The 13,863-nt window shown below is 67.9% G+C and carries 12 protein-coding genes; all 12 read right to left on the bottom strand.

From position 1 onward, the window contains the following. Positions 1 to 76 precede the first annotated feature (76 nt). Genes murB through IM784_RS17600 form a run of 12 tightly spaced genes read right to left on the bottom strand, consistent with a single transcriptional unit; the run spans position 77 to position 13,761 of the window. Positions 77 to 985: a UDP-N-acetylmuramate dehydrogenase gene (murB, locus tag IM784_RS06815; RefSeq protein ID WP_235976659.1), complete on the bottom strand. Its 909-nt coding sequence runs from the start codon at positions 983 to 985 to the stop codon at positions 77 to 79. Continuing rightward, the gene (murC, locus tag IM784_RS06810; protein ID WP_199554533.1) at positions 985 to 2,415 is read right to left on the bottom strand and encodes a UDP-N-acetylmuramate--L-alanine ligase; all 1,431 of its coding nucleotides are present in this window, start codon (positions 2,413 to 2,415) and stop codon (positions 985 to 987) included. Before murC ends, murB begins: the two co-directional genes overlap by 1 nt. Next, a complete protein-coding gene (gene murG, locus IM784_RS06805; RefSeq protein WP_199554532.1) occupies positions 2,412 to 3,539 on the bottom strand; it encodes an undecaprenyldiphospho-muramoylpentapeptide beta-N-acetylglucosaminyltransferase in 1,128 nt (375 codons plus the stop codon). The genes murC and murG overlap by 4 nt, the downstream gene beginning before the upstream one ends. After that, positions 3,536 to 4,732 carry an FtsW/RodA/SpoVE family cell cycle protein gene (locus IM784_RS06800; protein WP_199554531.1) on the bottom strand — a complete coding sequence of 399 codons (1,197 nt, stop codon included), beginning with the start codon at positions 4,730 to 4,732 and terminating at the stop codon, positions 3,536 to 3,538. The genes murG and IM784_RS06800 overlap by 4 nt, the downstream gene beginning before the upstream one ends. After that, complete coding sequence (gene murD, locus IM784_RS06795) at positions 4,729 to 6,030, bottom strand: UDP-N-acetylmuramoyl-L-alanine--D-glutamate ligase (RefSeq protein ID WP_199554530.1); 1,302 nt, start codon at positions 6,028 to 6,030, stop codon at positions 4,729 to 4,731. Before murD ends, IM784_RS06800 begins: the two co-directional genes overlap by 4 nt. Then, on the bottom strand, positions 6,030 to 7,103 hold the full coding sequence (mraY, locus tag IM784_RS06790) for a phospho-N-acetylmuramoyl-pentapeptide-transferase (protein WP_199554529.1): 1,074 nt from the start codon (positions 7,101 to 7,103) through the stop codon (positions 6,030 to 6,032). The genes murD and mraY overlap by 1 nt, the downstream gene beginning before the upstream one ends. After that, the gene (locus IM784_RS06785; protein WP_199554528.1) at positions 7,100 to 8,458 is read right to left on the bottom strand and encodes a UDP-N-acetylmuramoyl-tripeptide--D-alanyl-D-alanine ligase; all 1,359 of its coding nucleotides are present in this window, start codon (positions 8,456 to 8,458) and stop codon (positions 7,100 to 7,102) included. The genes mraY and IM784_RS06785 overlap by 4 nt, the downstream gene beginning before the upstream one ends. After that, positions 8,455 to 9,978, bottom strand: coding sequence for a UDP-N-acetylmuramoyl-L-alanyl-D-glutamate--2,6-diaminopimelate ligase (locus tag IM784_RS06780; RefSeq protein WP_199554527.1), 1,524 nt, complete (start codon positions 9,976 to 9,978; stop codon positions 8,455 to 8,457). The genes IM784_RS06785 and IM784_RS06780 overlap by 4 nt, the downstream gene beginning before the upstream one ends. After that, on the bottom strand, positions 9,975 to 11,693 hold the full coding sequence (locus IM784_RS06775; RefSeq protein ID WP_199554526.1) for a peptidoglycan D,D-transpeptidase FtsI family protein: 1,719 nt from the start codon (positions 11,691 to 11,693) through the stop codon (positions 9,975 to 9,977). The genes IM784_RS06780 and IM784_RS06775 overlap by 4 nt, the downstream gene beginning before the upstream one ends. 3 nt (positions 11,694 to 11,696) lie before the next feature. Continuing rightward, positions 11,697 to 12,338, bottom strand: a complete 642-nt coding sequence (locus IM784_RS06770) for a hypothetical protein (protein WP_199554525.1) — start codon at positions 12,336 to 12,338, stop codon at positions 11,697 to 11,699. Then, positions 12,326 to 13,327 (bottom strand): 16S rRNA (cytosine(1402)-N(4))-methyltransferase RsmH, encoded by a 1,002-nt coding sequence (rsmH, locus tag IM784_RS06765; RefSeq protein ID WP_199554524.1) that lies wholly within the window; start codon positions 13,325 to 13,327, stop codon positions 12,326 to 12,328. Before rsmH ends, IM784_RS06770 begins: the two co-directional genes overlap by 13 nt. Further along, positions 13,324 to 13,761, bottom strand: coding sequence for a division/cell wall cluster transcriptional repressor MraZ (locus tag IM784_RS17600; protein WP_199554523.1), 438 nt, complete (start codon positions 13,759 to 13,761; stop codon positions 13,324 to 13,326). Before IM784_RS17600 ends, rsmH begins: the two co-directional genes overlap by 4 nt. Positions 13,762 to 13,863: the final 102 nt, after the last annotated feature.

Genomic DNA, 13,863 nt, shown 5'->3' with positions numbered 1-13,863 from the left:
ACCTCGCGCCGATGGGCGGCTGGAGTTTTCCGCTGGTCGGCATCCGCCTCCGGGCCACCCATGAGGACAGTCACTCTCATGCCGCGTCACCTACCCGCTGAATTTCCCACTCCAGCGTCACCCCCGAATGCGCCTTCACCCGTCGGCGCACTTCCTCGCCCAGCGCCTCGATATCCGCCGAAGTGGCGTCGCCGGTATTGATCAGGAAGTTCGTGTGCTTTTCCGAAACCTGCGCCCCGCCCAGCTTCAGCCCGCGGCAGCCGGCGGCATCGATAAGCGCCCAGGCCTTGTGCCCATCCGGGTTCTTGAATGTCGAACCCCCCGTCTTCGTCCGCAACGGCTGCGATTCCTCGCGCGCAGCCGCAATCCGGTCCATCTCCGCCTGAATCGCCAGCTTCTCGCCCGGCACACCCCGGAAGGTCGCCCCCACCACAACGCAGCCCTCGGGCAATTCGCTATGCCGATAGGTATAGCCCAGCGCCTGCACCGGCAGCGTCACCAGCTCACCCGAGCGCAGCACCACGTCCGCCTCGACCAATATGTCAGCCACTTCCCGCCCATAGGCGCCGCCATTCATCCGCACGAAGCCGCCAACCGTCCCGGGAATCCCGCGCAGAAACTCAAGGCCCGAAATGCCCGCATCCCGCGCCGCAGACGAAACCGCAATCCCCGAAGCCCCGCCGCCGCAACGCACGGTCACCGCGTCCAGCTGCGCCACCTTGCCGAACGCCTTGCCCAGCCGCACCACCACGCCGGGCACCCCGCCATCGCGCACGATCAGGTTCGATCCCAGCCCCAGCGCCATCACCGGCATCGCCGGCGACAGCCCGCCAAGGAAGGCCGCCAGATCAGCGGCATCCTTCGGCTCGAACAGAAACTCCGCCGGCCCACCGGACTTGAACCACAGCAAAGGCGCCAGCGGCGCGTCGGCCGTCAGCTTGCCCACGGGCTCCGGCATCTGCACGGGGCGTTCCTGCAGCGCCATCATGCGACACCCGCATTCGCAAGGTCAGCCGCCAGATGCGAAGCCCATTTGGTGATGTCGCCCGCCCCAAGGCAGATCACCATGTCACCCGCACCCAGCAGCGGCGCGATGGTCGAGGCCAGCTCACCTTCGCCCGAAATCGTCAGCACCTGCCTGTGCCCACTGCGCTTCAGCGCCTCGGCCAAACTCTCATGGCTGATCCCGTCAATCGGCTGCTCGCCCGCCGCATAGACCGGCGCCACCACAACCGCATCGGCATCGTTGAACGCGCTCCGCCAATCCTCGAACAGATCGCGCAGCCGCGTATAGCGATGCGGCTGCACCACCGCGATCACCTTCGCCCGCGCACCCTCGCGCGCCGCCGCCAGCACCGCCTTCACTTCCACCGGGTGATGGCCGTAATCGTCGATCACCGTCACCGGCTCGCCGCCGGCAACCGCCACTTCGCCCACCTTGGTGAAGCGCCGCTTCACGCCGGAGAAGCGCGAGAAGCCCTCGCGGATCTGCGCTTCGCTCAGCCCCAGCTGGTCCGCCACGCCAATCGCCGCCAGCGCGTTCAGCACATTGTGCCGCCCCGGCATCGGCAGCACGAGGCCTTCATACTGGCGCTCCTCCGTGCCAAAGGTGCGCAAGGTCACGTCAAAGCGATTGCCACCCGGCACCGGCTCCACCCGGTCGCCGCGAATATCCGCCTGGCCCGCAAAGCCATAGGTGATGATCCGCCGGTCAGAAACGCTCGGCAGCATCGCCTGCACTTCCGGATGGTCCAGGCACAGCACGGCGGCGCCATAGAAAGGCACCTTCTGGATGAACGTCCGGAACGCCGCCTTCGCCACCTCGAAGTCGCCGTAATGATCCAGGTGCTCGGGATCGATATTCGTCACGATGGCATAGGTGGGCGGCAGGCGCAGGAAGCTGCCGTCGCTCTCGTCGGCCTCCACCACCATCCACTCGCCGTCGCCCAGCCGGGCGTTGGAACCATAGCTGTTGATGATGCCGCCGTTGATAACGGTCGGGTCCAGCCCGCCCGCATCCAGCAGCGCCGCCACCATCGAGGTCGTCGTCGTCTTGCCGTGCGTCCCCGCGACACACACGGTCGATTTCAGCCGCATCAGCTCGGCCAGCATCTCCGCCCGCCGCACCACCGGAATCCGCCGCTCCAGCGCCAGGTCGACTTCCGGGTTGCCACGCTTGATCGCGGTAGACACCACCACCACCGCCGCATCGCCCAGATTCTCGGCCTTGTGGCCGATCATCACCTGGATGCCCTTGTCGCGCAGCCCCTGCACCACATAGCCCTCGGCAATGTCGCTGCCCTGCACGGCAAAGCCCAGATTGGCCATCACCTCGGCAATGCCGGACATGCCGATGCCGCCGATGCCGATGAAGTGGATCGGCCCCACATCGGTGGTGAAACCAGCCCGGCTCATGCCGCCACCCTTGCCGCGCCATCGCGCGCCAGCGCCCGCACTTCATGCTCCACCAGATCCGCCAGCCGCGCCGCCGCATCCGGAATCCCCAGCGACCGCGCCGCAGCCGCCGCCCCCTGCAATGCCTCGGGCGAACCCATGAAACCCCGCAGATGCCCGGCCAGCTTCGCCGCATTCGCCTCGGCCTCCGGCAGCAGCATCCCCGCCCCTGCCGAAACGAACCCGGCCGCATTCACCGTCTGGTGATCGTCGGTGGCCGCCGCAAAGGGGATCAGTATGGCCGGCCGCCCGGCCGCCATCAGCTCCGCCATCGTCGAGGCGCCCGAACGGCTGATCACCAGATGCGACTTCGCCAGCCGCTCCGGCAGGTCCGCCCAATAGGTCTGGCAATCCGCCTCCACGCCCGCCGCTTCATAGGCCGCCAGCACCGGCGACAGATCCTCCGCCCGGCACTGCTGCTCCACCCGCAACCGCGCCCGCAATTCGGCCGGCAAGGTCGCCACAGCCTCCGGCACCAGCCGCCCCAGGATCCGCGCCCCCTGGCTGCCGCCCACCACCAGCAGCCGGAAGGGCTTGTCGGCCGTCGGCGCATCAAAGGCGACGTCGCGCGCCGCCAGGATCGCCGGCCGCACCGGATTGCCGGTATGCACCGCCTTGCCCTCGTTCGCCGTGTCCAGCCGCAGCGTCGTCGCATAGGAAAGCCCGATCGCCGAAACCCGCCCCTGCAGCTGGCGGTTCACCCGCCCCAGCACCGCATTCTGCTCATGGATCACAATCGGCAAACCCAGCGCCACGCCAGCCAGCAGCCCCGGCAGCGAAGGATAGCCGCCAAAGCCCACCACCGCATTCGCCCGCGCATCCACGGCAATCCGCCGCCCGGCCCGCCGGCCCCTCAGAATCGAAACCGCCGCCTTCGCCCAGGCCACAGGGTTCATCCCCGAAGCCGTGGCGCTCTCCAGCACATGCTTGTCCGCCGCCTCAAACAGGCCCGGGAACCGCAGCCCGCGCGCATCCGTCAGCAGCGTCACCTTGTGGCCACGCCGCATCAGCTCTTCGGAAAGCGCATGCGCCGGGATCATGTGACCACCGGTTCCGCCCGCCGCTATAAGGACGGAAAGGCTCATGCAGCCGCTCCCCCCTTCGAAAGCGAAGACGACTGCAGATAGGGCGAGGATTTCAGATGCCGGTTGCGCCGCGTGATCGACAACAGAAGGCCCATCGCGACCGCGGTGGCGAGAAAGCTCGATCCCCCGTGGCTCACGAATGGCAAGGTCATCCCCTTGGATGGCGCCAACGCCAAATTCACACTCATGTTGATGAGCGCCTGACCCCCGAATTGTGCCACAAGCCCGGTCGCCGCGATCAGCGTGAACGGGTCATCTTCATCCAGAAGTTGTAGCAGAACCCGAAGCACAATCGCAAGATATAGTAGGGCGAGCGCGAAACAAACAATCGCCCCGAATTCCTCTCCGATCACCGAAAAGATATAGTCGGTATGCGCCTCCGGCAGGCGGAATTTCGCCACCCCTTCGCCCGGCCCGGTGCCATACAGCCCCCCCGAACGAAAGCAATCCAGCGCCCGATCCACCTGATAGGTATCGCCCTCGCCGTGCAGATACCCGTCGATCCGGTTCCTGACGTGCGGCTCGAACTGATAGGCCAGCACCAGCCCGCCCACCGCCGCCAGCAGCGCCAGCCCCAGTATCAGCAGCGGCAACCCCGCCAGCACCGCCTGCACCAGCCAGATGGCGATCACCAGCGCCGCCTGCCCGAAATCGGGCTGCATCACCAGAAACGAGACGATAATCGCCAGCAGCATTCCCCCCGCCGGAATCACCGGCAGCGACCGGTCCTCGAAACGCATCGCAAACAGCCAGGCCGTCGTGACCACAAAGAAAGGCTTCAGAAACTCGATCGGCTGCATCTGGAAGCCGGGCAGCTGGATCCACCGCTGGGCGCCGTTGTTCTCCGCGCCGATCACCGGCACCAGCGCCAGCAGCAGCAGGAACATCGCAAAGCCACCCAGCGCAAAGCGCCGCGCGGCATCCTTCGTCAGCATCGAAATGCCCAGCATCAGCGGCAGGCCCATCAGCACCCACAGGATCTGCCGCTGCAGGAAGAACAGCGGCTCGAACCGCACCTGCCCGCCCGACAGACGCAGCGCCCCGGCCGGAGAAGCCGCCGCCACAGCGATCAGCCCCACCCCGATCAGCACCATCAGCATCACCAGCAGCGGCCGATCGATGGTCCAGAACCAGCGCGCCATCGGAGACTTGTCGGCCCGGCCGAACGAAAAGGTAACGGGGCCGATCTTCATGACCGCAAGCCTTCGACAAGAGAAACAAACGCCCGCCCGCGCGCCTCATAGTCGCGGAACTGGTCGAACGACGCGCAGGCCGGAGACAGCAGCACGGTATCGCCGGGCGCGGCATCCGCCGCCGCCCGCGCCACCGCCACCTCCAGCGTCCCCGCCTCCACCACCGGCACCAGCGGCTTCAGGATTTCGGCAAACACCGGCGCCGCCTCGCCGATCACATAGGCGGCCTTCACCTGCCCCAGATGCGGCAGGCAGGCATCCAGCTCGGCCGTCTTCGCCTGCCCGCCCAGAATCCAGTGCAGCCGCTCGAACGCCTGCAGTGCCGGCGCCACGCTGGTCGGGTTGGTCGCCTTGCTGTCGTTCACATAGCGAACGCCGCCCACCGTCCCCACAATCTCCATCCGGTGCGGCAGGCCGGGGAAGCTCGCCAGCCCCGCCTCCATCGCTGCGCCGCCGATGCCCAGGATACGGGCTGCCGTCGCGGCGCAGGCGATGTTCTGCGCGTTGTGCGGCCCCTGCAAGGCGGGCCAGCGCGCCTGATCGTGGACGGAGACATCCGCAGCCGAAACCCGCGTCACCCGAACCCCCGCCGGCACCGCATCGGCCGCCGCCCGCGTCCATTCATCGTCCACCGCGATCACCGCCTGCGCCCCCGGCTGCTGCAGCTGAAACAGCCGCAGCTTCGAAGCCGCATAGCCCGCCATCCCGTCATAGCGGTCCAGATGATCGGGCGTCAGGTTGGTATAGACGGCCACATCCACCGCCAGCGTCTGCACCAGATCGATCTGAAAGCTCGACAGCTCCAGCACATAGACCCCGCCCGCAGGCAGCGCCGGCTGGTCCAGTATGGGCAGGCCGATATTGCCCCCCAGCCGCGCCGGTATCCCGGCAGACGCCAGCAGATGGTGCAGCAAGGCCGTCGTCGTCGACTTGCCGTTGGTCCCGGTAACGGCCGCCACCTTATGCGCCGGCAAGGTCGGCCGCACCCGCTGGAACAGCTCGATGTCGGAGAGGATCGGCACCCCCGCCTGCCGCGCCCGGCCGGCAAGCGGATGCCGGTTCAGCGGCACACCGGGCGAAACGATCAGCCCGTTCAGCCCCGCCAGCTCCAGCTCAGCGAAATCCGTCATCGGCAGGTTCGGAAACTCGCCCCGCGCCTTCTCCCGCGCCGCCTCGGATTCGTCCCACGCCACCGCCGTCGCACCAGAGCGCGCCAGAAACCGCAGCACGGAAAGCCCGGTCCGCGCCAGGCCGTATACCGCGAATTGCTGTCCGGAAAGGGCGGGCGCTGCCAGCATCAGCGCAGCTTCAGCGTCGCAAGGCCAGACAGCGCCAGCACGAAGGAAATGATCCAGAAACGGATCACCACGGTCGATTCCGGCCAGCCCAGCTGCTCGAAATGGTGGTGGATCGGCGCCATCTTGAACACGCGCTTGCCGGTCATCTTGAAGCTGGCAACCTGCACGATCACCGACACCGCCTCCAGCACGAACAGGCCGCCCACCACCAGCAGCACCAGCTCATGGTTGGTGATGACGGCGATGGTGCCGATCGCCCCGCCCAGGGCAAGGCTGCCGGTATCGCCCATGAACACGGCTGCCGGCGGCGCATTGAACCACAGGAAGGCAAGGCCCGCCCCGATCAGCGCCCCCACAAAGACGATCAGCTCGCCCGCGCCCGCCACATAATGCACGCCCAGATAACCGGCGAAAACGGCGTTCCCCACCAGATAGGCGATGATCCCATAGGTCATGGCGGCGATGATCACCGGCATCGTCGCCAGCCCGTCCAGCCCGTCGGTCAGGTTCACGGCATTGCCCGCGCCAACGATCACCAGCGCGCCAAAGGCCATATAGAACCAGCCCAGATCCAGGCCGACGTCCTTCAGGAACGGCAGATACAGCGTCGTCCCCGAGAAGGTGGAGACATAATAGACCGCGCAGCCGGCGATCAGGAATTCCGCCAGCAGCCGCACCCGGCCGGAAACCCCCGCGGTCGAGCGCTTCATCACCTTGTTATAGTCGTCCAGGAACCCGATCAGGCCAAAGCCCAGCGTCACGAACAGCGCGGTCCACACGAACGGCTTGTTCCATTCCATCCACAGCAGGGTCGAAACCGTCAGGCAGATCAGGATCATCAGCCCGCCCATTGTCGGCGTGCCCTTTTTGGTGATCAGGTGGCTTGCCGGCCCGTCCTCGCGGATCGGCTGGCCCTTGCCCTGGTTCGCCCGCAGCCAGTGGATGAACCGCGGCCCGATGATCAGCCCCAGAAACAGCGCCGTCATCAGCGCCGCGCCAGAGCGGAAGGTCAGATAGCGAATGACGTTCAGGATCCCCGGAAAGCCCAGCCATTCCGCCAGATGGAAAATCATGCCGACCTCCTGAGCTCTGCAACCAGGCCACCAAGGCCGACCGAATTGGAACCCTTCACCAGCAGCACATCGCCTTCCTGCAGGATCGCCCGCGTCCAGGCGGTGGCCGCCGCCGCATCGGGCAGATGCACCGCGCCATCCAGTTTCAGCGCCAGCATTTCCGGCCCCACCAGCGCCAGTTCGGAAATCCCCGCCTCGGCGATCGGCGCCCCCAGCGCCTCGTGCATCGCCTGCGTTTCGCGGCCCAGCTCGCGCATCGCCCCCAGCACCGCGATCCGCCGTTTCGCCGGCACATCGCGCAGCACCGCCAGCGCCGCCGCCATCGAAACCGGATTGGCGTTGTAACTCTCGTCGATCAGCACCGCCTCGCCGCCGGCAACCGGCAGGCTGTGCCGCGCACCACGCCCCGGCAACCCGGTCAGCCCGGCCAGCGCAAGGCCGGCCTCCGCCAGATCGCCGCCAGCCGCCTTCACCGCCGCCAGCACCGCCAGCGCATTGCTCACCCAGTGCCGCCCGGCCATGCCGATCCGGCAATGCACTTCCTCGCCGGCCACGTCGGCAACCAGCTCGGTGCCGGCAGCGCCGATATCGGCGCGCAGCACATGCACGTCAGCGTCGGCGCTCCAGCCAAAGCTCAGCGATTGCAGACCGGCCTTCTCGATGGCGGCCTTCAGAATGGCGGCATGTGCATTGTCGTACGGCCAGACAGCCCAGCCGCCCGGCTCCACGCCCTCGAAAATCTCCGCCTTGGCCCGCGCAATTCCCACTTCGCCATCGGCAAAATGCTCGACATGCGAACCGCCAACCCAGGTCACCACCGCCACATGCGGCCGCACCATCCGCGTCAGCGCGGCGATCTCGCCGGCATGGTTCATGCCCATTTCAAACACGCCAAAGCGCGTCGCCGCAGGCATGCGCGACAGGCTCAGCGGCACGCCGGTATGGTTGTTATAGCTCTTCACCGAGGCATGGGTGGCGTCCGGCGCAATCCGCTCGAAGGCCAGCCGCAGCGCCTCCTTCGTGCCGGTCTTGCCGACGCTGCCGGTCACGCCGATCACCGTCGCATCCGTGCGCGCCCGGGCCGCAACGCCGAGCTTCTCCAGCGCCACGAAGCTGTCCCCCACCAGCACATGCGGCTGCGCAACAGCTTGTTCCACGATGAAACCAGCGGCCCCGCGTTCAGCCGCCGAAGCCACAAAACGATGCCCATCGGCCTCCGCCCCGCGCATCGCCACAAACAGCTCGCCGCCGACAATTTCGCGGCTGTCAAAGGCAACACCATCCACCTCGAACGGCGCAGACAAAGCACCGCCAGTCGCTGCGGCAACAGCCTCACCGGTCCACAGCGGCGTCACCGGGGCAGTCCCTGCTTCGCCGCGAATTCCGAGCGCGGCAACCCCTGCTTCGCCGCGAATTCCGAGCGCGGCAGCCCCGCCGCCGCCGCCTGCGCCACTTCCACATCGTCAAACGGCAGCACATCGGTGCCGACAATCTGCCCCTGCTCATGCCCTTTGCCGGCCAGCAGCACCACATCGCCCTGCTTCGCCATCGCCAGCGCCTCGCGAATGGCTTCCGCCCGCCCGCCAATCTCACGCGCACCCTTGGCCGCCGCCATGATCTCGGCGCGGATCTCAGCCGCCACCTCGGTGCGGGGATTGTCGTCGGTCACGATCACCGCATCGGCCTCGCGCACGGCAATCGCCCCCATCTGCGGCCGCTTGCCGCGATCCCGGTCGCCGCCGCAGCCGAACATCAGGATCAGCCGGTTGGCCGTATGCGGCCGAAGCGCCGCCACCGCCGCCTCCAGGGCATCCGGCGTATGCGCATAATCGACATAGACAGGCGCGCCAGAAGGCGTGATCACCGCCCGCTCCAGCCGCCCGCGCACGCCGGAAATCCGCCCCAGCGCCGCCAGCGTCTTCGCCACATCGCCGCCGGTCGCAATCACCAGCCCCGCCGCCACCAGCGCATTCGCCGCCTGATAGCCGCCGATCAGCGGCAGGTTCACGGTATGGGTCGTGCCGCCCGCCTCGATCGTCAGCGTCTGCCCCAGCAAGGTCGGCACCCGCTTCACCAGCTTCAGCGCCTCGCCGTCCGGCCCCACGGTCAGCAGCTTCACACCCCGCGTCCGGCAGGCATCGATCACCCGCGCATTATACGCAGCACCGGTCGCCCCGGTATCCAGCCACACCACGGCGGCCCCATCGGCATCCAGCACCTCGGTAAACAGCCGCAGCTTGGCCTCGAAATAGGCCTCCATCGTCTCGTGATAATCCAGATGGTCGCGCGTCAGATTCGTAAACGCAGCAGCCCGCACCGGCAGCCCCTCGGTACGATACTGCGCCAGCCCATGCGAACTGGCCTCAAACGCCAGATGCGAAATCCCCTCCAGCGCCAGCCCATGCACGTTGGAAAGGAACGTCACGATATCCGGCGTCGTCAGCCCGCCAGACCCCGCCCGATCCTGACTTACACCCCCCTGATTGCCGGCGGTAATCACCCCCAGCGTCCCGATGCTCGCCGACCGCTCGCCCGCCAGATGCCACAGCTGCCGCGTAATCTCGGCGCTGCTCGTCTTCCCATTGGTCCCGGTAATCGCCACCGTCACCTTCGGATAGGGCGCATACCAGCCAGCCGCCAACCGCGCGAAGGCCCGGCGCGGCTCCGCATCGGCAATATGCAGCGCGCCCTCAACCTTCGCCTCCGGCCGCGCCACCACGGCCACGGCGCCGGCCGCAACCGCCTGCGCAATCACACGCTCGCCATCGAAAGAGGCGCCCCGAAAGGCGCCAAACACACTCCCCTTCGCCACCTTGCGATGGTCGATGGCAAAGCCGGTGATCCGGTCGCGCACAGTTTCCAGCGGGTCAGTCATCTCGTCACCACCGGAGTTACGGGCTTCGGCTTGTTGCGCGGCGTATAAAGCCCCTCCATCGCGCTCACATCCGGCTCCGCCGTCATGTCCGGCGCCACGTTCAGCACCGGCGCAATCCGGTTCACCACCCGCTTGAACACCGGCCCCGCCACCGAACCGGCCATGCGCGAACCCACCGTCGGGTCGTCCACCATCGCAATCACGACATAGCGTGGATCATCCATCGGAAAGGCCCCGGCAAAGGTCGTGATGTTGCGCCGCTTGTCATAGCCGCGCCCGTTGCTCAGCACCTTCTCGGCAGTCCCGGTCTTGCCGCCCACGCGATAGCCTTCGGCATCGGCCTGCCGCCCGGTGCCGTCGATCACCGCCAGCCGCAGCATCCCGTTCAGCAGGTGCGAGGTGCGCTCGGCAAACACCCGCGTGCCCCCCGTCTCCGCCCCCTCGGGCCGCTTCAGGAAGGTCACCGGATGGCGGATTCCACCATTCACCAGCGTCGCATAGGCGCTCGCCAGATGCAGCGGCGTCACCGCGATCCCATGGCCGAAACCAACGGTCATCACGCTCGAAAGCCCCCAGTTGTTCGCCGGAGGCGCCAGCGGCCGCCCGGCCTCCAGAATCTCGCCCGGCGCCCGGTCCATCAGCCCCAGCTTGCGCAGGAACGCCTCCTGCGTCGGCCGCCCCATCCGCTCGGCCATCCGCGCCGTGCCGACGTTCGACGAATAGATCAGCACTTCCGGCACCGACAGCGGATAGCCCTTGGGGTGGCTGTCCGAAATCCGGAACCGCCCGACGGCAATCGGCGTCGTCGGAAACCGCTCGGCAAGGCTGGGCAGATTGCCCGAATCCATCGCCATCGCGATGGTAAAGGCCTTGAACGTGGACCCAAGCTCGTAAACGCCCAGCGTCGCCCGGTTCATGTGGCTCGGCATCCCCGTCAGCCCGCCCGGCCGGTTCGAATTGAACGCCGGCAGCGACGCCATCGCAATCACCTCGCCGGTGTGCACGTCCAGCACCACGCCGGCCGCACCGCTCGCCTGCTGCAGGTCCATCTGCGCCTGCAGCTCGCTCTCCAGCGCCTGCTGCACCCGCACGTCCATCGCCAGCACCAGCGGCTGGTCCCGCGTCGCCGGCGCCGTCAGCCGCTCTTCGAACGCCCGCTCGATGCCGCCCTCGCCGCGCCCGTCGATGCCGGTATAGCCCACCAGATGCGCACCCAGGCCCACATGCGGATACAGCCGCTCCGCCTCGCGCTCCAGCGTCAGCCCCGGATCGCCCAGCCGGCGGATCGCCTCCGCCTGCTCGGGCAGGATGCGCCGCGTCACATAGCGGAACTTGCCGTCATGATAGAGCGCCGCGCGAATCTGCGCCGGGTCCCGCTCGGGCAGGATTTCCGAAAGCCGCGCCACCAGCGCTTCCTTGTTGCCCACGATGTCGCGCGGCCGCGCCGCCAGCGCATAGGCCTCAAAGCTCGAGGCCAGCGTCACCCCGTTCCGGTCGACGATATCGGCCCGCAGATGCGGCGAAGCCGCCGCCACGCCAGTGTGCCGCGGCGCCCCGTCAAACAGCGACAGCTCCACCAGCCGCAGCCCCACCAGCCCGGTAATCGCAAGGAACAGCAGGATGCCGATCGCCAGGCGCTGCCTCGCCAGCCCCAATGCCATCTGGCGATGACCGGGGAGACGTATCTGGGAGCGGGCGAGGGCGGCGGGACTCATCGACTAGTGGTTGGCGCCATCGGCGGAACCGAAGGTCATTTCAACCTGTTTCATCAGGTCATCCGGCGCCGCTGCGACGGGCCGTGCAATCCCCGCCGGAGCCGCCTGCACCGGCGCTGCCGCCACCGGCATGCTAACCCTCTGAACGGCAACGGCCGCGCGCTCGGGCACGGGCGCCGGCGACAGCTCCGCCTTCACCAGCAGCGGCGCAACCGCGCGCGGCGCGGCCGGCGCCATATCGCGCACCGCCAGCTGCACGCTCGGCTGCTGCGCCATCTCCGGCGGCTTGCCATAGTCGGCCAGCTGCACCGAATTGCTCAGATACTGCGTGGCCGAAATCGGCACCATGCCCAGCACCGTATCGTTCCAGCGCTGCAGCTGCGGCATCCGCATCCGCACGCGCAGCTCGGCGTCCATCGCCTTCAGGTCAGAGGCCAGGCTCACATTCACCCGCGCCATCCGCTCGGCCTCGCGCCGCTCGTTCGCCACCTTCAGGGAAAGGCTATAGCTCGTCACCGCCACCACCAGCGTCCCCGCCAGCAGCCAGGCCGTCGCCGCCCAGGTCCGCCGCCCGGCATCGCGGCTGGATGCATTGCCCCAGCCATAATCCGCGCCCCCATCGGAAGCCCGCATCAGCCTTGCCATTGCCCGCTCTCCCCCTGTCTGCCGCTGCTGTCTGTCGACCCGTTGTTCCTGTTGCCCCACGCGGCAGCCCGGCTGCGCCGCGCCACCCGCAATGTCGCCGATCGCGCCCGCGGATTGGCCCGCACTTCCGCCTCGCCCGGCCGCTCCGCCTTCGCCGGCCGCTCAAAGCTCGGCTCGACGCCCGCCTCCACCTGCGGCAGATGCCGCGAGCCGGAGGGCAGGCTGCCCGAACGCTCCGCCAGGAAGCGCTTCACGATCCGGTCCTCCAGGCTGTGAAAGCTGACGACAGCCAGCCGGCCGCCCGGCTTCAGCACGGCTTCCGCCGCCACCAGCCCGCGCTCCAGCTCGCCCAGCTCGTCGTTCACGCGAATGCGGATCGCCTGAAAGCTGCGGGTCGCCGGATCGCGCTTCTGGTCCCCCCGGCCACTCTTGTCGCCCGCCTTCACCACCCGGCGGATCATCGCCGCCAGCTCGGTCGTCGTCGCAAACGGCCGGTCGGCCACGATGGCGCGCGCGATCCGGCGGGCCGCCGGCTCCTCGCCATAGTGAAACAGCACATCGGCAATCTCGCCTTCGGATGCCGTGTTCAGGAAATCCGCCGCCGTCTCGCCGCTGCCCGAAAGCCGCATGTCCAGCGGCCCCTCGGCCTGAAAGCTCAGCCCATAGGCCGGGTCGTCCATCTGCAGCGAGGAAAAGCCCAGATCCAGCGCCACCGCATCGGCAGACGCCTCGCCCAGTTCGGCCGCCATTTCGGAAAAGCGCCGGTTCACCAGCGTCAGCCGCCCGTCCGCCGCCTGCACCATCGGCCCGGCGCGGGCAATCGCGCGCGGATCCTGATCGAACCCCGTCACCCGCGCACCCGTCGCCAGCGCCGCCGCGGCATAGCCGCCGCCGCCAAAGGTGCCGTCGACATACTGCTCGCCCGGCTGCAGCGCGAGCGCGGCGATCACCTCGTCCAGCATCACCGGGATGTGCGACAGCGCGGTCATTGCGGCCGCGCCGCCAGCAGGGACTTCACCGTCCGCACCATGCGCGGATCGAGGCCGTCCTGCGTCAGGAACAGCTCCGGCTGCCAGATCTCGAAATAGTCGCCGGCGCCCATCAGCAGCGCCGTTCCGCCCAGCTCTCCCATGTCGCGCATCGTCGGCGACAGCACGATACGCCCGGTATCGTCATAGCGAAGCTGCTCGGTCATCGCATACAGCGCGCGCGACTTCTGCCCGCGCCCCGGCCCGAAGTCGCCGGAAAATTCCGTCTCGATGCGGGCGTCGATGCGGTCGAAATAGCTGACGTCATAGCCGACGAGGCAGGGGGAATGCTCGGCGGGACTCAGCACCAGCGCCTTCTGCTGGCTGCGCGTTTCGATGGTCTCGCGCAGGGGCGCAGGAACGGACAGCCGATTTTTGGCATCGACCCCGTTCACATAGATCCCTGAAAAATAAGCGCGAATTGTACCATCCCCTCATCAGGGACTGGTGTCTGCGGGGGCGGTTCCGGGGAGGCTGAGGGGGCTTCCAGAAGAACG

The sequence above is a fragment of the Sandaracinobacteroides hominis genome (assembly GCF_016464365.1).
GTDB lineage: Bacteria > Pseudomonadota > Alphaproteobacteria > Sphingomonadales > Sphingomonadaceae > Sandaracinobacteroides > Sandaracinobacteroides hominis.
Note: the sequence above shows the minus strand (reverse complement) of the source record. Positions and strands in the feature narration are given on the sequence as shown.